This window comes from Pragia fontium DSM 5563 = ATCC 49100, assembly GCF_900112475.1.
In the GTDB taxonomy this organism is placed as follows: Bacteria; Pseudomonadota; Gammaproteobacteria; order Enterobacterales; family Enterobacteriaceae; genus Pragia; species Pragia fontium.
Genome location: NZ_FOLW01000002.1, coordinates 182,794 through 200,364, shown reverse-complemented (window position 1 = coordinate 200,364; position 17,571 = coordinate 182,794). Strand labels below are relative to the sequence as shown.

At 39.2% G+C, this 17,571-nt stretch carries 20 protein-coding genes, 1 tRNA gene and 2 pseudogenes; 11 read left to right on the top strand and 12 right to left on the bottom strand.

Translation table 11 applies throughout. The features are described from left to right. Positions 1–148 precede the first annotated feature (148 nt). Positions 149–361: a transcription antiterminator/RNA stability regulator CspE gene (gene cspE / locus BMZ28_RS04020; RefSeq protein ID WP_047780574.1), complete on the bottom strand. Its 213-nt coding sequence runs from the start codon at positions 359–361 to the stop codon at positions 149–151. 973 nt (positions 362–1,334) lie between these two features. Between cspE and BMZ28_RS04015 the strand changes: the two genes are divergently transcribed. Next, positions 1,335–1,553, top strand: coding sequence for a hypothetical protein (locus tag BMZ28_RS04015; protein WP_047780573.1), 219 nt, complete (start codon positions 1,335–1,337; stop codon positions 1,551–1,553). Positions 1,554–1,819: 266 nt separating this feature from the next. Here the strand turns inward: BMZ28_RS04015 and BMZ28_RS04010 are convergent, their stop codons facing one another. Further along, complete coding sequence (locus BMZ28_RS04010) at positions 1,820–2,008, bottom strand: hypothetical protein (RefSeq protein WP_047780572.1); 189 nt, start codon at positions 2,006–2,008, stop codon at positions 1,820–1,822. Between the two features lie 618 nt (positions 2,009–2,626). Further along, positions 2,627–3,043 carry a structural protein gene (locus BMZ28_RS04005; RefSeq protein ID WP_047780571.1) on the bottom strand — a complete coding sequence of 139 codons (417 nt, stop codon included), beginning with the start codon at positions 3,041–3,043 and terminating at the stop codon, positions 2,627–2,629. 322 nt (positions 3,044–3,365) lie between these two features. Here BMZ28_RS04005 and uspF point away from each other — a divergent pair, with 322 nt between their 5' ends. After that, the gene (gene uspF, locus BMZ28_RS04000; RefSeq protein ID WP_047780570.1) at positions 3,366–3,803 is read left to right on the top strand and encodes a universal stress protein UspF; all 438 of its coding nucleotides are present in this window, start codon (positions 3,366–3,368) and stop codon (positions 3,801–3,803) included. Positions 3,804–3,941: 138 nt separating this feature from the next. Here uspF and BMZ28_RS17665 read toward each other — a convergent pair whose 3' ends face one another. After that, positions 3,942–4,106 (bottom strand): YnfU family zinc-binding protein, encoded by a 165-nt coding sequence (locus BMZ28_RS17665; protein WP_217639203.1) that lies wholly within the window; start codon positions 4,104–4,106, stop codon positions 3,942–3,944. Positions 4,107–4,227: 121 nt separating this feature from the next. Between BMZ28_RS17665 and BMZ28_RS03995 the strand changes: the two genes are divergently transcribed. Further along, entirely contained in the window at positions 4,228–4,461 is a 234-nt protein-coding gene (locus tag BMZ28_RS03995; RefSeq protein ID WP_047780569.1) for a YnaE/YdfK family cold shock protein, read from the top strand. A gap of 263 nt (positions 4,462–4,724) precedes the next feature. Next, positions 4,725–5,039 carry a BON domain-containing protein gene (locus BMZ28_RS03990; RefSeq protein WP_047780568.1) on the top strand — a complete coding sequence of 105 codons (315 nt, stop codon included), beginning with the start codon at positions 4,725–4,727 and terminating at the stop codon, positions 5,037–5,039. A 203-nt stretch (positions 5,040–5,242) separates the two neighbouring features. Here BMZ28_RS03990 and BMZ28_RS03985 read toward each other — a convergent pair whose 3' ends face one another. Continuing rightward, positions 5,243–5,953, bottom strand: a complete 711-nt coding sequence (locus BMZ28_RS03985) for a hypothetical protein (protein WP_126467345.1) — start codon at positions 5,951–5,953, stop codon at positions 5,243–5,245. A gap of 259 nt (positions 5,954–6,212) precedes the next feature. On the opposite strand from BMZ28_RS03985, the gene BMZ28_RS03980 reads away from it, so the two are divergent. Beyond that, a complete protein-coding gene (locus BMZ28_RS03980) occupies positions 6,213–6,608 on the top strand; it encodes a hypothetical protein (protein WP_074820871.1) in 396 nt (131 codons plus the stop codon). A 94-nt stretch (positions 6,609–6,702) separates the two neighbouring features. On the opposite strand, the gene BMZ28_RS03975 is transcribed toward BMZ28_RS03980, so the two are convergent. Further along, entirely contained in the window at positions 6,703–7,560 is an 858-nt protein-coding gene (locus BMZ28_RS03975; RefSeq protein ID WP_074820868.1) for a hypothetical protein, read from the bottom strand. A 795-nt stretch (positions 7,561–8,355) separates the two neighbouring features. Between BMZ28_RS03975 and BMZ28_RS17325 the strand changes: the two are divergent. Then, positions 8,356–8,477: pseudogene (locus BMZ28_RS17325) on the top strand (integrase); the annotation flags it as partial. 353 nt (positions 8,478–8,830) lie between these two features. Here BMZ28_RS17325 and BMZ28_RS03965 read toward each other — a convergent pair. The 4 genes and pseudogenes from BMZ28_RS03965 to BMZ28_RS03955 all read right to left on the bottom strand — a co-directional run bounded on the left by BMZ28_RS03965 (position 8,831) and on the right by BMZ28_RS03955 (position 10,603). Beyond that, the gene (locus tag BMZ28_RS03965; RefSeq protein ID WP_074820865.1) at positions 8,831–9,616 is read right to left on the bottom strand and encodes a hypothetical protein; all 786 of its coding nucleotides are present in this window, start codon (positions 9,614–9,616) and stop codon (positions 8,831–8,833) included. A 152-nt stretch (positions 9,617–9,768) separates the two neighbouring features. Further along, on the bottom strand, positions 9,769–9,897 hold the full coding sequence (locus BMZ28_RS17635; RefSeq protein ID WP_261821613.1) for a hypothetical protein: 129 nt from the start codon (positions 9,895–9,897) through the stop codon (positions 9,769–9,771). A 67-nt stretch (positions 9,898–9,964) separates the two neighbouring features. Next, positions 9,965–10,391, bottom strand: a pseudogene (locus BMZ28_RS03960) (tyrosine-type recombinase/integrase); the annotation flags it as partial. 135 nt (positions 10,392–10,526) lie between these two features. After that, positions 10,527–10,603, bottom strand: a tRNA-Arg gene (locus BMZ28_RS03955). 355 nt (positions 10,604–10,958) lie between these two features. On the opposite strand from BMZ28_RS03955, the gene folD reads away from it, so the two are divergent. After that, positions 10,959–11,819, top strand: a complete 861-nt coding sequence (gene folD / locus BMZ28_RS03950) for a bifunctional methylenetetrahydrofolate dehydrogenase/methenyltetrahydrofolate cyclohydrolase FolD (protein WP_047780492.1) — start codon at positions 10,959–10,961, stop codon at positions 11,817–11,819. Between the two features lie 70 nt (positions 11,820–11,889). Here the strand turns inward: folD and cysS are convergent, their stop codons facing one another. Together cysS and BMZ28_RS03940 are read right to left on the bottom strand one after the other, a co-directional pair. Then, positions 11,890–13,281 carry a cysteine--tRNA ligase gene (gene cysS / locus BMZ28_RS03945; RefSeq protein ID WP_074820858.1) on the bottom strand — a complete coding sequence of 464 codons (1,392 nt, stop codon included), beginning with the start codon at positions 13,279–13,281 and terminating at the stop codon, positions 11,890–11,892. A 179-nt stretch (positions 13,282–13,460) separates the two neighbouring features. After that, the gene (locus BMZ28_RS03940) at positions 13,461–13,904 is read right to left on the bottom strand and encodes a RidA family protein (RefSeq protein WP_197723516.1); all 444 of its coding nucleotides are present in this window, start codon (positions 13,902–13,904) and stop codon (positions 13,461–13,463) included. Positions 13,905–14,507: 603 nt separating this feature from the next. Between BMZ28_RS03940 and ppiB the strand changes: the two genes are divergently transcribed. The 4 genes from ppiB to purK all read left to right on the top strand — a co-directional run bounded on the left by ppiB (position 14,508) and on the right by purK (position 17,556). Then, positions 14,508–15,008 carry a peptidylprolyl isomerase B gene (gene ppiB, locus BMZ28_RS03935; protein WP_047780490.1) on the top strand — a complete coding sequence of 167 codons (501 nt, stop codon included), beginning with the start codon at positions 14,508–14,510 and terminating at the stop codon, positions 15,006–15,008. 10 nt (positions 15,009–15,018) lie between these two features. Continuing rightward, positions 15,019–15,753 (top strand): UDP-2,3-diacylglucosamine diphosphatase, encoded by a 735-nt coding sequence (gene lpxH, locus BMZ28_RS03930; protein ID WP_074820855.1) that lies wholly within the window; start codon positions 15,019–15,021, stop codon positions 15,751–15,753. A 229-nt stretch (positions 15,754–15,982) separates the two neighbouring features. Beyond that, entirely contained in the window at positions 15,983–16,492 is a 510-nt protein-coding gene (purE, locus tag BMZ28_RS03925; protein WP_074820852.1) for a 5-(carboxyamino)imidazole ribonucleotide mutase, read from the top strand. Then, positions 16,489–17,556, top strand: a complete 1,068-nt coding sequence (gene purK, locus BMZ28_RS03920; protein WP_074820846.1) for a 5-(carboxyamino)imidazole ribonucleotide synthase — start codon at positions 16,489–16,491, stop codon at positions 17,554–17,556. Before purE ends, purK begins: the two co-directional genes overlap by 4 nt. Positions 17,557–17,571 lie beyond the last annotated feature (15 nt).

Sequence of the window (17,571 nt, the reverse complement as noted above, 5' to 3'; positions counted from 1 at the left end):
GGGGATTTTGAATTTTTTGTGCTGTTGCCGTACAAATAATGCATATAAAAAAGCCCGAGTATTTAAACTCAGGCTCTTTATATCAACTTAATTATGCATCTGTTCTAACTAAACAGTTAATCAACAGAAGACAATTAACTCAATAAAATTAGATAGCAACAACGTTTACTGCTGCTGGGCCTTTCGCGCCATTTTCGATTGAAAATGAAACTTCTTGACCTTCTTCTAAAGTTTTGAAATTGGTGCCCTGAATAGCAGAGTAGTGAACGAACACATCTTTGCTGCCATCTTTAGGGGAGATAAAGCCAAAACCTTTATCGCTGTTAAACCATTTTACTAAACCAGTCATTGAACCTGACATTGAATATTCCTCTAATTATTAGATACCAAAAATTGTTTTGAGGTCTGTTTGGCAGTTTTACTTATGGGAACTAATTAGAAGGAATTCTTGAAGAAGTGATATCTGAAGATAACGCTAAATGGCGAACTGCTTTAAATTGCTTTACATAAATAGGTCTGTACCCACAAACCAGGACGCCATTAAGTCATAACCAGAAAAATTAAGCAAACATTATTTCATGTTTATTTTTGTCTGCCCTAATTTTATGGATTTTCAATGGATAACCTGTATTCGATACGACTACACTTTAATGCGAATGTCCATGGCCGCCACCAACATCTATCCGTTCCCTTCGTCCTCTGCTTCTTAGTCACCAGAAATGATTAGCATCTCGATGCTATCGTACTCATCCTATACATGAAGAAAATGTGTCAAACATCGCTAACGTTGCAAAAAATATGGGTGATGCCTCTATTCTCCCTGAGTCGACTATTTAAAGCGTCATCCAACATGTCATTTTTTAACAAATATCAACCACCAAGTTAAATTATGATGACTATCTGCCTTACGGCGTTAATCATTACGTTAGCAAATCGGAAATAACCTAGAGATTAAGATAAGTTTTATGACGAATAACTTAATTATCCCCCACGATTTGAAGAATATTTTTAGTGAAACAAAGAAACTATAGAGAAAAACAATAATAACAGTAGTCACAAATCGATACAATCTTACCTAAAAATAATCAAAAACATTAATTAAAATAAATATTAACTTATAAACAAATAAGTAAAGATCCATTAAGTGGATAAATAAATAAATAAATGATCTAATTAAACTAAATACACCATTGACTAGGAATAAATACCCATGCAAATATAGCCCAGCAGAAATTAAATCTGCGACAATAATCAAATATTACGAAAGGTAAATGTTAATTTAATTAAACTTACCCGTATATTTAACTATTTCAATATTATTAGGGAAAATTCACATGAAAGTATTATCAGAAACAGAAATTCAACAAGTTAGTGGCGCAGGTCTGTTTGGCTCAGCTCTAGGTGCTTTTGGATTCAAAACCGTTGGCAAAAAAGTTAATGATTTCGAAAATAAAATCATCGAATTCACTCTGGGAAAAATACCACTAGTGGGTAGCAGCCTTATCAACCTGCTGAAAGACCCATTTGGCGCATTCAAAGATACGGCAAAATAACCGTTATTGAATAATGAAACAGGCTATATATTTATAGCCTGTTTTCTGTTTTTTGATATGTTAGTCATGCAACTCGATGAATAGCTTTAGTCTGATTGAGTATAAGATAGCCTGGCGGATTATGTCTATTGACTGACATCGGATAGTAACGATTCCTTGATGATTAGCAAGGCGTCAACACTTTTACTAAATTGTAAAAAGTGAACCATGATGATGTTGAGTAAAAAGAAAAGGGATTTGATCCCTTTCCTTTTCCAAAGCAAAACTTATTTATTTTTACCAAATAAGCCAGTAAATATGTTACCGATATTTTTTAGAAAATCGCCACCAAATAACTTATCTAAAATACCACCACTACTCTTACCATCTTCGGTTTTGTCTTTCTTGAATAAATCCGTAATAAAAGAGCAACCACCATTTACAGCTTCAATTTCGTGAGATTCTAATTTACGCATAACGATACATCCTTTTAATGTTTAAATTTTAAATTACTATGCCTTAAGGCACAATAATTTTAATCGTATAATTAAATCTTAATCAACACATAACCCCTAATAACTTTGAAAAATAAAATCCTATTTACATATAAATTCATATTATTAATTTTAAATAAGTAAAGGTAAAATTAAACCATTCAATTTACACGGATATGAATTAATTAAAAGCAAACTTAATAAGCCTTCTCAATAAAACTTTAGTTGCCAGATGTCCTGAGTTATTCATCTAGATGATGAATACCATCATGATTAACATGACCAATAAATTTCTCTTAGCTATAGAAATCACTCATTGATTTTAGATAAACAACATTAAGAAAAAATCAAACCAATATTATATTAATGTTTATCTTTACATATATAATCAGTTTTTTCATACCACAAACTACTGCTATAAAGACATGACATAACCTATTACACCTCCTTTAGTCATTGATTGCCTAACCTTCCCCTTCTTATTTAATTCCGCAACGATTAGATAGCAAGTAACATGCCTGAATCCAGTTCAATACATTGCGATAAAATCCTGACACAAAAAAAGCCGCTATTGCGGCTCTCGATAGTACATTCACTCATTCACAATAAGCTAAATGCCTTTTCAAACGTTTCATCAGAGTAAGGTAGTGTGCCATTCTCATGACGTACAATTGCCTTTGCCAGTCCAATAACCGTTTTCTTATCGCTGACGTCGATAGGCTCTGTCGGTTGAACATCCAATTGTTTAGCAACCGCATTAACATAGGCACTAGTATTGTTTTCTTTAGTCGGTGCCCAACGATTAATTAGCCCTGCTACTGTTTTTAGTCGATACTTGCGCTGATAAGTCCCCAGTAATGACATGAGCGCACGAAGACCATATTCCGGTGATTCAAACCGACAAAACCGTTTTTCAAGAACCGGGTCATACGATAACTGACCTTTCCATTGATTCCTCGGATTATAGTCAATATTGCCTGGATTATTGTTTCTGATTCCACGTGGTTGGCTAGCCATGATGATTAACTCCTGTTAAATATTTCCAGAAATACGCCAATGTAATGTTCCTTATAACACCACAGACTTCTGAACTAACATATATCATACAAGAGCTTAATGACTAATAAAAAATGAGCCAGTCATCTAAGTAAACGACCAAAACCAGCTTAACCGAACATTAAGAGGAACGAATATGGATAAGATAATGAATTCTTCGATACCCAAATAACCCCCACCTTCTCTTTATCCATTAACACTAATTTTTATCACTACAATTACACTCTTGTCGTCGGAAATAGTAGCTACACTTACATTGAGGGCCAAACAAATCGGAGGCGCTATGTATCATACAATCCTGGTACCCATCGACATTTCCAATCCAGAGCTAACTCAACTGGTTATCTCACATGTTGAAGCTCAGGTTAGTCTTAATAGTACGGCTCGCGTTCATTTCCTGACGGTTATCCCAATTTTTCCATATTATTCATCTCTGGGTTTAGGTTACTCGGGAGAGCTGTTTGATAAAGATAAATTAAAAAGCGAAGCATTATTGCAACTGACTGAAGCAATAAAAGACTTTAACATTCCAGAAGACAGAATAGAAAAGCATCTGGCGACCGGAGCGCCTAAAGATGGGATATTGAAACTGGCAGAATCAATTCAGGCAGATATCATCATTGTTGCTTCTCATCGCCCCAGCATAACCACTTATCTTTTAGGATCCAATGCTGCGGCAATAGTTCGCTATGCAAAATGCTCAGTCCTGGTAATCCGTTAATAATATCTATAGCCCATTTAATATGGGCTATTTTTAAATGCCACATATCATGTCCTGTAAGATAAAAGCAGGCGATATAACCACTTTCCTTCAGACATAAAAAAGCCGAAGCGGATTTCCGTCATTGGGATAAAAGCTTTACTTATGCTCTATAACAAATAAAGCACGACAGTGAGGACAACATAAAACAAGCCCCTGAGACACTTTGCTCATCAATTGTTTTGATGTCTCTTTACAGACAGGACATTCCACTATAGAAACTCGTTCCCTTACCTTCTTCAATAATTCATTAAGATAAGACATGATATTCTACCTATTTGGTGAATGAGGCTTATTATACCACGATATCGCTGCCGATTATTTTTTATACAATGAATAAACAATCCTATTATGCTATATTTAATGCCCTATGCAGGAGCATCAAATGAAATCCTCTGATACTTTAAACTGGTACCCTTCTCAATTACCAGCAGTTAAACGGATACTCGGTGCAGCAATTATTGCCGTTGAAAAGCAAGGCCGTCCGATCAATGCCAGAACCTTAATTGAGTATTTATATGTCGTTCAAGCTAAAAAAATGAAGTTAGATGACAGAATTGCTCTGCAAACAGCTATTTCTGTACTAACCGACAATCAAAATAAACACGGACATATTTGATCTAAAAGGGAATAGATACTTAATTCAGGCAGTAATTTTATTTTAACTATTCATAAAATAAAATTAATAAAATAAAAAGGTTGCATAAATCTCAAATGAGCAGAGTATATTAATATTAATGCAATCCTATTTCTTGTATTAATGTATGACCTACCATTTATTGCTTTCCCCCGTTAAATTATTGGGGGAGCTTTTTTAATTATCCTTTCACAATCCCTAGTCATTGATAAAAGCAAACCACTTAAAAACCTCAGGAGATTATTATGAAAACATTCAATAGATACATTGGTGCATCTTTAATGGCTCTTGTACTGGTTGCAATGCTCGGCTGTGCACCAACACCAAAACATGAAGGCACTGGTGAATACTTTGATGACACACTGATTACCACTAAAGTAAAGGCGGCTATTTTCAATGAACCTTCATTAAAATCGTCTGAAATTAATGTTGAAACATTCAAAGGGAATGTACAGCTAAGTGGGTTTGTCAGTTCCAGAGATTCTATTTACAAAGCGATCGATGTTACCTCTAAAATTAATGGCGTTAAAGCGATTAGAGATGATATGCAAATTAAGTAAATTATCTATAGAGGAGATCACTCCTCTATTATTTCAGAGAAAATGATATTATCAAGTCTAATCAGATAATCAGTGTTGTAATAAGAATTATTATATTATGCATTTTCGAAGTTAGAACTTCGGACATAAAAAAGCCCAACCGAAGTTGAGCTATATGATTCAACTGTTTTAATTAATTTTATTCATACCAATCAAATTGGGATTTATAAAATCTCATATAGCGTATATTTAACTACATGAGCTATTTTCACAGGTTCTACTCGACTAATTGATAATGTAAAGCGAATGTCTGCACTTATATAATCCTGTCTACCAGGAAGAGCGGCCACATGTGGATAAACCAATGGATAACAAGAAAAATCATATTTATTCGCAATAGCATAATATTTACTATTAACTCTAATGTACTCAGGTAATTTCTCTAGTTTATTATCTTCATTATTAATACACTCATAATTAGAAAATAACTCTGGGTAATCAATATCTCCATCCGTAATTAAAGGGTAGTTAGTCTCAACACCGCTACCTCTACTAACTTGCACATATGTACTCCCTTTTACATTAAATGGTTTTTGATTGTATTCAAACCCCGTATAAACAGTCCCCTCGACAATAAATCGCTTATTCCTTAGCTCCTCAGGCGTATACTTAATGTGTGGAAACAATTTAAAATTCATTGAGCAAAAATCGTTACCTAAATAAGTGTGTTCAACTTCTCTTTCTGTCAATTGGAAACCAAATCCAACAATTGATGATGTAGGTTTCTTAGAAAATAATCCATTGTCACTCCCAAGATGTAATGCATTATCAATATCTGTAGAGAGTTGAACCGATTTACCTGAGATCAAATCACCATTCTTTAACTCATCATGAGCCGTACCGTAAGAAACCACTGGATTTTTTATTGTCATCATTATTTCCTCATTTTTATTATTATGCTTATCCAAACTACTGTCTGGATACACAGTATACTAAAAGAGGAATAGCACACCTAATTTTCAGGCGATTTATTTTTATCTTTATTTAATACTAATCAAATAGTTACAATTAAAAACTATCATATAAAATAAACGGAAGTGTCATTATCAAGCTCGTGGGGGTAATAAGTAGCCCATATACAGATAATCATTAAGTTGTTATTGTTACCCGATTAATAGCTGAAGCTTATACTCAATGAAAATTAAAAGTAAATTGCAATGCCTTTTAATCATTCCCATAACATTCACCCTTATTAGTTGTGAAGATAGTCGTGAAGAAAAAGCCATTGCAGCAGCCAAAAGGCTTTCAGTACATGAAAGCAGTAAACCGCGGTTTAGAAATGTTATCTTTATACAAACACCATCTGACGACAAAAATCCCGATTCTCTTAAAGGTAATGTTTGCGGAGAGGTGAAGTTTAATGACCCAACAGGAACATATACCGATTTCACCCGATTTTTTATTGAGATTTCAACCTATGAAAACGGCGAAAGAAGCATAGCTTCTGGCCTTGATTTTGAGCCTAAAGATTCCCGTTCTTGCAAAAGTTGCTTCGAACAAAGTTGGCAATCAATGTGTATATCTAAGTGAAAAAGCCTACTCTCTACTGAGTAGTAGGCTTTGTAATGAAAGCCGCTATAAAGTTGATTACTCTGCGATAAGAAAAGCAGGAGGTGGCATAATATTAGTCGCTTAATTCAATAACAGAACTCCAAAATATATGGTTGATATTGCTCATCACCTCATAGTAATGGGCATTTTCAAGGGATTTGGTTTGAGGATTTCGCCATTTAGCACGATTTTGTTGTTCAAACTTCTTTTTTAGATCCTTTTGCTTGCTGGCTGAGTCTGCATGGATGAACTGATTATAGATTTTTAGTGCTTCTGAGATATTTTGCTGAAGTTCTGGTTCGGAAAAATTATAGGACAACTCCGGTTTTTTATAAACCGACTCAAGAATACTAATGCGGGTGCTATAATCTCCCGAAGGTGAGAAGTCAGTCTTGTAATAATGGATAAAATCGTTAGCTCTGAATAGTTTGGTTTTGTAGGTGTCATGGCTGTTAGCAAAAGTTGTTTCAGGAAAGGACTCTGTAGGGCCAAAATTCCAGTCTTTATTAAAACTATCAATGAAGAGTTCACTACCTAAATCGATAAATGGCCCAGTAAATTCTTCCCCGTTAATTTTTAACACATGTACATCGCCATTTTCAGTAAAAGGAGTTACACCATCAGCGACATATTTTTGTATAACATAAATGTAGCGAGTTTGAGTTGGATTAATTATCCCTGAACGCTCGGAGTCTCCATATGCACCAAGTACGCTGAACTTAACTTTTTCACCGTTAGGTAGGGTCATCTGATGAGGACCTGCGTTCAGAGTAATGTTTTGCATTTCTCCTGCTGGAATGGTGATTTCTTTATTATCAATGAAAACAGACAGCGGCTTATCGGTAGGGTTATCAATTGAAAACTCCTTACTTCCACCAAAACAACCAGCTAAACCAATGCACGCGATAAAAACTAGCGCTTCTTTCAACATAAAATATCCCTTTTAATTTTTAATTTATTGTAAAGTTAACAACGGTTTTAGCACCTTATCATAGTAAATAAGGGCATTGGCAAAAATATACTTTCTTCACACCTAGTTGCTAAGACGGATTACCTGCCAGCAAGATTGAACCACCATCCTTACTCAGTCAGTACAATATACTCATCACTCACTCTCTACTTTGTAACATTCCGCCTATCCCCTCTTCGGTGTGGAGTTATCATTATCAAGCCCACTCATTGAATGAAATTTGTAATAAAAACCATTGTGAAAGAAGCTTCCAGTATTTATACGAACAAGCCAGAAATAACTTGGATTTCGGGAATAAAAAAGCCCAACCGGAGTTGAGCTGTTGTTGAAGTTGGAATTCCCGTTTTGGTACTATTCGCCAGCTTTGCCACGCATTACTGAGTTGCTAGCTAACTTGCCAGTTATGGCCATCGAAGATATTGGACCACCTCCCTCTGGGGTTGAACAATCTTCTTACCGCACTGCTGCTTATCACCTTGTCGGGTTGATTCTGTTTGTATTTTCTTAGTCTTTATATATACATAATAGCTGATTATTCAATTTTGCAAGGACGCTACCAATAAAAAAAATCGACAATCTTTCCTACTCTGAAAAACAGACCTTAGTAAGGTAATTTTGTAGGTAATCTATGATTCTCGTTCATGGAACTACTCAGGAATAAACAGAGCGCAAAAAAGCCGCGATCTCGACGGATAGGACAATTAATTTAATGTTAATTATGCCGGTCTCTCAACGTGCGGGACATCAAGAAACCTGGCTGGCGTTCCATTATCAGCACTTCAAGAAATGGGAAGGTAGAAAGCATAGAGATGATACGTCGATATGCTCAATTATCCCCGAATCATTTAACTGAACATGCGAAGAAATTGGACTCGTAAATTTATGTTAATGGCACAAATAAGGCACAAGGAGAAAATTAAAGGATGGTAAATCTTGGATAACTCATTGAGTTTAATGGCGCCCCAGCAGGAGTGAATATAAACAGTCATTACTGCTTTAATACTGAGTTTGTCATTGTTCAAAAACAGAAGCTATACATATTTTCCTTAACCACGATAATCAGTGTTTTGGTTGTTTTTCATTCTCCAGTAATTACCTTTTGGTCTAGGCCTCTTCCGTTGGTAAGCTGGCGCGCCCATTCTTGGGTATAAGTTTCCGTATCTGTAAATAGAATTTAGTCTTTTAATAAAACCCCAGTTGATAACTATGCATCAGCTCGGGTCTGTACAGATTATGCTATCTTTTTTACTCTTTCCCACTCATCTTTCAGGCATAATTGAATTAATGCAGTAAAATCCTCACTAACCATTTCGATTTTACTGATATAATTCACCCCCTCCTTCTCATTTTTCAAAGTCACAGCCCCTAACTCTTTTACTGTCGACATCATATTATATATAATTTTCTGAGATATTTCTTCCGATGGGTTTAACAAAAGTCTTATTTTATATACTACTAAAGATAGCTCTGACTGATTTATTCTTATTTGAACCTGATCCCGCTCTATCGCTTTTAAAAATCCATCTAAACCCTTCTCAGCACAAATGTACTGTTCACTTTCTGGGTGTGCAGAATTGCTCTTTATCAACTCAAACTGTTCTAGTAACTCATCATGTTTATATGAATTAATACTTATACCTGACCTTATAAGAGCAACCTTTATGACAAGCGATAGGTATTTCGCGCTGTTATCTCTTAATTCATTAATCCATGATTGCCGGTTTTTAGATAAAACCTCAACCTTCATACTTTTTGCAGCTATGTTTTCTTGTGAGTTTATCGTTTCCACCAGATTTTTATTCTGACTATCAATTGTCATATTGATATTTTTAGAAGTGTTTTTAATCGCTTGATATGAGATAAAAGCGGGGATACACCCAGCAATTAATGATGCAAGAATTGTCTCCCAACTGAACCCCGATGAAAGCTGTACTGCCATTTCAGGTAATTCTGTAACATGCAAAACCTGACTAATGTAGTTTTCCCCTTGCTCTAGAGGACATAATTTCCATTTCATACCACTCACCATCTGTAATTTTAGTTACATTATTCTACTATATTACAGATAGTTATAAATAACCTAAAATGAAAACTAGTATTAATACCAATAATATCAAATGAAAAAACCGCCTTGTGTGAACTTCACCTTACTCAGTTGGGAGTCCAACTTTATGGGGTCAGTCCATATCCACCATCAATGACTTCGATAGATTTAGCTATTCCTTGCTTAACCCATTCAGGAAGCCCACTATTTTCATTCTCAATATAAAAAATCGGCAACTTGAGACTCACTAACATGCGGTTGCTGTAAACGGATGCGTGTGATTAGCTCTCTTAAGATAATAAATTCACTCTCGCGAATCTTAAGCATTTCTAGAGGTTTTATCTCTGCAACTGGGCGGGGCTCTACCAATGTGAGGGAATATATCCTTCTGGAGGCCTTCTAGTAATTCACTAGCATACCCTTTAGTCCAGTTAGGACATTTGTACTCATGCCACTCCCGAGCAACGGACTCAAACGTATTCTCTATAGTCGCTTTTAGTTCAGCCCGTTCGGTCTTTTTTGTCTCATTAAGATCACCACCAGCAGCAATAATTTCACGTGCATCATCTCTTTTCTTCCTGGCACTGGCTAAAAAAACCGCAGGATATCCCCCCATCGCCAATAACTTTTCTTTACCGGCAATTCGATATTTCAGGCCCCAGTATTTCGAACCATTAGGATTAATGAGCAGATATAAGCCACCATCAGATAATTTATAAGCTTTTTCTTTAGGTTTACTAACCTTGATCTAGCGGGCATTTAGCTTCATGTTTGTAGGTAGATTTCAATAGACGTGAGTTGACGTTGAGATAATGAAATATCGCTGAGATAGTGCTTTTATAAGGAGTTTGTAGACGTTAAAAGACTTTTAGATACTTTAAAATGGCGCCCCCAGCAGGATTCGAACCTGCGACCTACGGCTTAGAAGGCCGTTGCTCTATCCAGCTGAGCTATGGGAGCGTTGAAGTGATACCAAGATACCGGCTTAGCGCGGGATTTCTTGATGGGGTCGAATTATACGGCTCTTCTGTCCTCAGTCAATGGCTTTTACGTGTTAATTAGGCTGACACATGTATTTCAGTGCTTCACTGGACATAACTTAAGCACTTGTTATTACTTTCATTATTGAATATCGCTTTTTGTTGCCCTATTCACAACGCAATTTAAGCTCTGCTTCCACCGCTTATTAAGCCTGCATTCGTTTTTTTACTCAAAAAGCTGCCTAATTGATATTTAATCATAACTTACCCCTGACAGAACGCTTTGCTTCTGACAGAATATGAGCCCCGTCGTTAAAAAATGGATCTATTCTCAGATGTCAGCAAAGATTATTGATGGTAAGGCGATTGCTCAGCAACTCAGAACTGAAATTGCCGCAAGTGTTCAGCAACGTATTCAGGCGGGCAAACGCGCCCCTGGCTTAGCCGTTGTTCTGGTGGGCGAGAATCCAGCATCGCAAATTTATGTCAGTAGTAAACGCCGCGCTTGTGAGGAAGTCGGATTCCTATCACGTTCGTTTAATCTGGACATGTCCTGTACTGAGAATGAACTGCTCGAACTGATCGATTCACTGAATAACGATCCGCTGATTGATGGCATTCTGGTTCAGCTGCCGCTGCCTCAAGGCTTTGATAATATCAAAATTCTGGAGCGCATCTCGCCAGAGAAAGACGTCGATGGCTTCCATCCCTATAATATTGGCCGTTTGTGCCAGCGCACGCCTAAACTGCGTCCTTGTACGCCGCGTGGTATTATCACCATGCTACAGCGCTGTGAAATCAATACCTATGGTCTGGATGCATTAGTCATTGGTGCATCGAATATCGTTGGTCGTCCAATGGGATTAGAACTGCTGCTCGCAGGCTGTACAACCACCATCACTCACCGCTTTACGCAAAACATGGAACAGAAAGTCAGGGCTGCTGATTTAATTGTTGCCGCCGTAGGTCGGCCTGGTTTTGTTCGTGGGGAATGGATAAAACCCGGCGCAATTGTGATTGATGTGGGTATTAACCGGTTAGAAAACGGTAAAGTTGTAGGTGATGTGGAATATGACGTTGCTGCTCAACGCGCAAGTTGGATCACGCCAGTACCCGGTGGTGTCGGCCCGATGACCGTAGCAACTTTAATGCAAAATACTCTGCAAGCCTGTCAGGATTACCACGACCCGCTATAACTCTATTCAGGACGGGTCAACGTAAATAAAAAAAGCGCCTAATGGCGCTTTTTTTATCTCTGACTCAATACTATTTACGACGCCAAGTCGTCCCCTCAGAACTATCTTCCAGGATAATTCCCATCTCGGTCAATCGATTACGGGCAACATCAGCCTGTGCCCAATCTTTAGCCTGACGTGCATCATTACGCTGTTTAATCAGTGCTTCAATTTCAGCGACTTCGTCACCGTCCGCAGCATTTTGCCCAGCCCCTTGTAAAAAGGCTTCCGGCGACTGTTCAAGCAGCCCTAATACTGCCGCCAGACGACGTAACTCTGCCGCCAATTGATTAGCAGCAACCATATCTTCTGACTTCAAGCGGTTAACTTCTCGCGCCATATCAAACAGGATTGAGTAAGCTTCTGGCGTATTGAAATCATCGTCCATCGCTTCACGAAAACGCGCTTCAAACTCAGTATTACCTTGCGCCTTAACCGACTCATCAGTACCACGTAACGCGGTATAAAAACGTTCCAGCGCCGCTCTTGCCTGCTTTAAATTCTCTTCACTGTAGTTCAACTGACTGCGGTAATGACCGGACATCAAAAAGTAGCGCACCGTTTCTGCATCATAATGCTGTAGCACATCACGGATGGTAAAAAAGTTACCTAATGACTTCGACATTTTCTCACGGTCAATCATCACCATACCGGAATGCATCCAGTAGTTCACATACGGGCCATCATGGGCGCAGGTTGACTGTGCAATTTCATTTTCGTGATGGGGGAACATCAGGTCAGAACCACCGCCGTGGATATCAAAATGATCGCCCAACTGCTTGCCGTTCATCGCAGAGCATTCAATATGCCAGCCCGGGCGCCCTGCCCCCCACGGTGATTCCCAGCTTGGTTCACCTGGCTTAGACATTTTCCATAGCACAAAGTCCATAGGATTGCGCTTCACATCAGCAATCTCGACCCTTGCCCCAGCCTGTAACTGCTCCAGATTTTGGCGAGATAACAAACCGTAATCCGCATCAGTTTCTACCGAGAACATGACATCGCCATTATCTGCAATATAAGCATGGTTACGCTGTAGCAACAGTTCGACTATTTCAATAATTTCAGCAATATGGTGGGTAGCACGTGGCTCTATATCCGGACGAGCAATATTCAGTGAATCAAAATCCGCATGCATTTCAGCCAGCATACGCTCGGTCAGTTGCTCACAGCTTTCATTATTCTCTGCTGCTCTACGGATAATCTTATCATCCACATCGGTCACGTTTCTCACGTAGGTCAGGTTATAACCTAAAAAACGCAGATAGCGGGCAACAACATCAAAAGCAACAAAAGTCCGTCCATGCCCGATATGACACAGGTCATAAATGGTTACCCCGCACACATACATACCTACTTTATCAGCATGAATGGGTTTAAATTCTTCTTTTTGTCTGCTCAGGGTATTAAAAATCTTTAGCATTGGAAGCCTGTTACCGTTTGATAAATGAAATGGATGGATATATTGAAACCTGATTATCAGGGCATTGCAAGAGGAACCCCATGATTCATGAGGTATATATTGATAGATAGATAACATATTTCATTATGAAACCCTGCAAACTGGTTTCATAATGAAAAACAACTAAGGTTTAACGAGCTTTATTTTAACGCGATTCCTTCAATTTCAATCAGCGCGCCTAAAGGAATTTTACCCACCTGCAAGGCTGTTCTCACTGGAGGAGCACCGTTAAAAGATTCAGCATAGATCTTATTCATCGCAGCATAATCATCAATGTTGCTAAGATAAACATTCACTTTCACCAACTTATCCATTGATGAACCGCCGGCTTCCAGCACGCGACGTAAATTAGCCAGTGCCAATCGAGTTTGGGCTTCAATCCCTTCAACCAGTTTACCGCTAGTCGGATCAATCGCCAGTTGCCCAGAAGTAAAAATAAAGCCATTAGCCTCAATACCCGGAGAGTATAACCGAGAAGGTTCATCACCTTTTGGCATAATAACTTTACGTTCCGCGGCCTGGGACAGGCCAGTAAAAAACAATGCAGCACTTAATATCACGATCGCATAGGGTTTAGCTAACATAAATAAAATCCTCACTATTTATTTGCCACACTAACAAATGACATTGATTGAAAATGCTAATCCAGCTCGGTATCGATAATCAGCCTGCCGATTATCCGCCCCAAAGCCGTAATAGCATTGGCCAGCATTCTGCCCTGAGTATTAACACTCGGACAATTCCACATTATCACGATTAAAATAAGTACTACCGTTAATAAAATGCTTAATTATATTAAGCCGAGGTTCTGTCGGTTATTATCCTTTCAATCGGCACTCAATATTCAAACACACAACACAAGATGAAAAATGAAAAACCATTACAACTTGTGATACTCCTCTACACCATAAAATAGACAACAATACGATTAACAATCGAATAAAACATAACCAAATACCGATTAAAACCGATGACTCCATTCTATTATTTTTAACTTCTTGATAAGCCTGTAGCCGAAGCTGTCCGTACTAATCACCAATAAATGAATGAATAATTCACTCTTTACCATAAAAATAGGATAAAATTCTGATATACTAGATTTAGACATAATAAAGCAATAGGTGCAGCCGCACTCGCCTTCATATACAATTAGGCTTTGTTTTATATAACTACTTGCAGGATATTCAATGATCACTTTTCATACCAACCATGGCGATATCGTTATTAAACTGTTCAGCGATAAAGCTCCCGTTACAGCAGCAAACTTTTTAGACTATTGCCGCAGCGGTTTCTATGACGGCACGATATTTCACCGTGTTATCAATGGGTTTATGATTCAAGGTGGCGGCTTTGTTCCAGGTATGGATCAAAAAGAAACTAATGCAACCATCAAAAACGAAGCCAATAATGGTTTAAAAAATACCCGTGGTACATTAGCGATGGCGCGGACTTCCGCTCCGCATTCCGCGACTGCACAATTCTTTATTAACGTCGTTGATAATGACTTCCTGAACTTCCGTTCTGAAAGTGCTGACGGTTGGGGCTATTGCGTGTTTGCCGAAGTAGTAGAAGGCATGGATGTTGTTGACAAGATCAAGAGCGTTAAGACCAGCCGAAGCGGTATGCATCAGGATGTTCCTGTTGAAGATGTTATCGTAAAAAGCGTTACTATCAACGATCAAGAATAATTGATATTAGATGACTACGTTATTTATCGCCGATCTACACTTAAGCGAAAATGAGCCGGCAATTACTGCCGGTTTTCTCGCCTTTCTCCAGCGTGAAGCCATTCATGCTGATGCTCTTTATATCTTAGGCGATCTGTTTGAGTTTTGGATAGGTGACGACGAGCCGAATACGCTACATACTCAAGTTGCACAGGCCTTGTCCGAATTACATGACAAGGGCGTTCCTTGCTACTTTATCCATGGTAATCGTGATTTTCTTATCGGTAAGCGTTTTGCAAAACAAAGCAAGATGACGCTGTTACCAGAAGAATTGGTTATTGATGTTTATGGTGAGAAGATATTGATTCTGCACGGTGATACGCTCTGCTCTGATGACCCTGGCTATCTGCGCTTTCGTAAATATATCCGTAATCCACTGATTCAAAAAATATTTCTCTCACTTCCGCTGTTCCTAAGACTAAAAATTGCTAATAAGCTGCGTCGCCAAAGTAAATTAAGCAATCGCACCAAATCATCGGTCATGATGGATGTAAACCAGCTAGCAGTGATTAAAAAGCTACAAGATCATAATGTTATTTACATGGTGCACGGACACACACACCGCCCAGCTATCCACGATCTAACGATGGATGGCCAAGTATCCAAACGGGCTGTTTTAGGCGCTTGGCATGATACCGGTTCCGTGTTTAAAATCGATGCTGATAACAATATCGAGCTAATCAGCTTCCCCCTTCAGGAAGATTAACCACGTTCTCCCGCCAGCGTTGAGTTTATTTTCGGTGTTTCTTCACTCATTTTTCATCATTGATAGTGACGCAAACGTTTTCCTTACCGTTTAGCCATGGTATTCTCTCCATCCTCTGTTTATAAATACCAACATGGTGATGATCTGACAAAATATGGCTTTATAGCGTAATGCCATGTTTGGTATTAAGATCTTAACTAACCTGCACGAACACAGGAGCATCACACCTATGCCAGCCAATGCTGCCAAGGCCAAAATTGCTATTGTTATGGGATCGAAAAGCGACTGGGCAACCATGCAATTCGCCGCAGACATCCTGACCGCCCTGAATATTCCATTCCATACCGAAGTTGTCTCAGCTCACAGAACACCGGATAAGCTGTTCAGTTTTGCTGAACAGGCACACAATAACGGTTTCGAGGTGATTATTGCTGGCGCCGGTGGTGCAGCTCATCTCCCTGGGATGCTGGCCGCGAAAACGCTGGTACCCGTTCTTGGCGTACCGGTACAAAGTGCTGCCCTTAATGGCGTAGACAGCCTCTATTCGATTGTTCAAATGCCACGAGGCATTCCGGTCGGTACGTTAGCGATTGGTAAAGCTGGCGCGGCAAATGCCGCCCTGCTGGCGGCTCAAATACTGGCTCTGCACGATAAAGAGGTCTATGCCCGCTTAGTGACATGGCGTCAAAACCAAACGGACGAAGTGCTGGATAATCCCGATCCGAGGGAACAGGCATGAAACCAGTTTGTGTACTTGGTAACGGACAGTTAGGCCGTATGTTACGTCAGGCCGGTGAACCCTTAGGCATTGCAGTTTATCCCATCGGACTGGATGCAGAACCGGAAGCCGTTCCCTATCAACATGCGGTTATCACCGCTGAAATTGAACGTTGGCCGGAAACCCCGCTAACTCAGGCTCTCGCTCGTCACGCTAGCTTTATTAATCGGGATATTTTTCCAATTCTGGCCGATCGCCTGACGCAAAAACAGCTGCTCGACTCATTGCAACTGGCAACAGCACCTTGGCAGCCATTAAGTCACGCTGATGAATGGCCATCCATTTTTCAACGTTTAGGCGCACTGGCGATTGTAAAACGACGTGTGGGTGGCTATGACGGTCGGGGCCAATGGCGCATCCGTGTTGATGAAACACAAAGTTTACCCAACCAAGCCTATGGTGAATGTATCGTTGAACAGGGCATTAACTTTAGTGGGGAAGTTTCATTAATTGGGGCTCGCAGCCACGATGGACGGTGCGTATTTTATCCTCTGACCCATAATCTGCATGAAGAAGGTATTCTGCGCACCAGCGTTGCTCTGCCAACAACGGATGCCCATTTACAGCGTCAAGCTGAAACCATGCTGAGCGCCATACTCAATAAGCTAAAATATATTGGGGTGATGGCCATGGAATGCTTTATTGTGGATGGCGAGCTGTTGATTAATGAACTGGCACCACGTGTGCACAACAGCGGACATTGGACACAAAATGGGGCTTCTGTCAGTCAATTTGAGCTGCACCTGCGTGCCATTCTCGACTTGCCAATGCCACAACCTGATGTCTCTTCACCTTCAGTGATGATTAATCTTATTGGTACCGAGCTGAATCCACAGTGGCTCTCTCTGCCGCTGATTCACCTGCACTGGTATGATAAAGAAGTGCGTGAGGGGCGTAAGGTCGGCCATCTGAACTTAAATCATCCGGATAAGCAGGTATTAAAACAAACCTTAAGCCAGTTAAAACCGATGATGGAAGACGTTTATTACTCAGGCATTGACTGGGCTAGCGATAAACTAAGCTAGGCTGATGCAGTTATC

Bases quoted from the DNA above. Each gene is read 5' to 3' on its own strand.
- uspF (WP_047780570.1), top strand. From the start codon at position 3,366: ATGTATCATACAATCCTGGTACCCATCGACATTTCCAATCCAGAGCTA.
- BMZ28_RS03985 (WP_126467345.1), bottom strand. From the start codon at position 5,953: ATGATGACAATAAAAAATCCAGTGGTTTCTTACGGTACGGCTCATGAT.
- BMZ28_RS03980 (WP_074820871.1), top strand. From the start codon at position 6,213: ATGAAAATTAAAAGTAAATTGCAATGCCTTTTAATCATTCCCATAACA.
- folD (WP_047780492.1), top strand. From the start codon at position 10,959: ATGTCAGCAAAGATTATTGATGGTAAGGCGATTGCTCAGCAACTCAGA.
- purK (WP_074820846.1), top strand. From the start codon at position 16,489: ATGAAACCAGTTTGTGTACTTGGTAACGGACAGTTAGGCCGTATGTTA.
- BMZ28_RS17665 (WP_217639203.1), bottom strand. From the start codon at position 4,106: ATGTCTTATCTTAATGAATTATTGAAGAAGGTAAGGGAACGAGTTTCT.
- BMZ28_RS17635 (WP_261821613.1), bottom strand. From the start codon at position 9,897: ATGTTAGTGAGTCTCAAGTTGCCGATTTTTTATATTGAGAATGAAAAT.
- lpxH (WP_074820855.1), top strand. From the start codon at position 15,019: ATGACTACGTTATTTATCGCCGATCTACACTTAAGCGAAAATGAGCCG.
- BMZ28_RS03965 (WP_074820865.1), bottom strand. From the start codon at position 9,616: ATGAAATGGAAATTATGTCCTCTAGAGCAAGGGGAAAACTACATTAGT.
- BMZ28_RS03990 (WP_047780568.1), top strand. From the start codon at position 4,725: ATGAAAACATTCAATAGATACATTGGTGCATCTTTAATGGCTCTTGTA.
- cspE (WP_047780574.1), bottom strand. From the start codon at position 361: ATGTCAGGTTCAATGACTGGTTTAGTAAAATGGTTTAACAGCGATAAA.
- purE (WP_074820852.1), top strand. From the start codon at position 15,983: ATGCCAGCCAATGCTGCCAAGGCCAAAATTGCTATTGTTATGGGATCG.
- BMZ28_RS03975 (WP_074820868.1), bottom strand. From the start codon at position 7,560: ATGTTGAAAGAAGCGCTAGTTTTTATCGCGTGCATTGGTTTAGCTGGT.
- BMZ28_RS04010 (WP_047780572.1), bottom strand. From the start codon at position 2,008: ATGCGTAAATTAGAATCTCACGAAATTGAAGCTGTAAATGGTGGTTGC.
- BMZ28_RS04005 (WP_047780571.1), bottom strand. From the start codon at position 3,043: ATGGCTAGCCAACCACGTGGAATCAGAAACAATAATCCAGGCAATATT.
- BMZ28_RS04015 (WP_047780573.1), top strand. From the start codon at position 1,335: ATGAAAGTATTATCAGAAACAGAAATTCAACAAGTTAGTGGCGCAGGT.
- BMZ28_RS03940 (WP_197723516.1), bottom strand. From the start codon at position 13,904: ATGTTAGCTAAACCCTATGCGATCGTGATATTAAGTGCTGCATTGTTT.
- BMZ28_RS03995 (WP_047780569.1), top strand. From the start codon at position 4,228: ATGAAATCCTCTGATACTTTAAACTGGTACCCTTCTCAATTACCAGCA.
- ppiB (WP_047780490.1), top strand. From the start codon at position 14,508: ATGATCACTTTTCATACCAACCATGGCGATATCGTTATTAAACTGTTC.
- cysS (WP_074820858.1), bottom strand. From the start codon at position 13,281: ATGCTAAAGATTTTTAATACCCTGAGCAGACAAAAAGAAGAATTTAAA.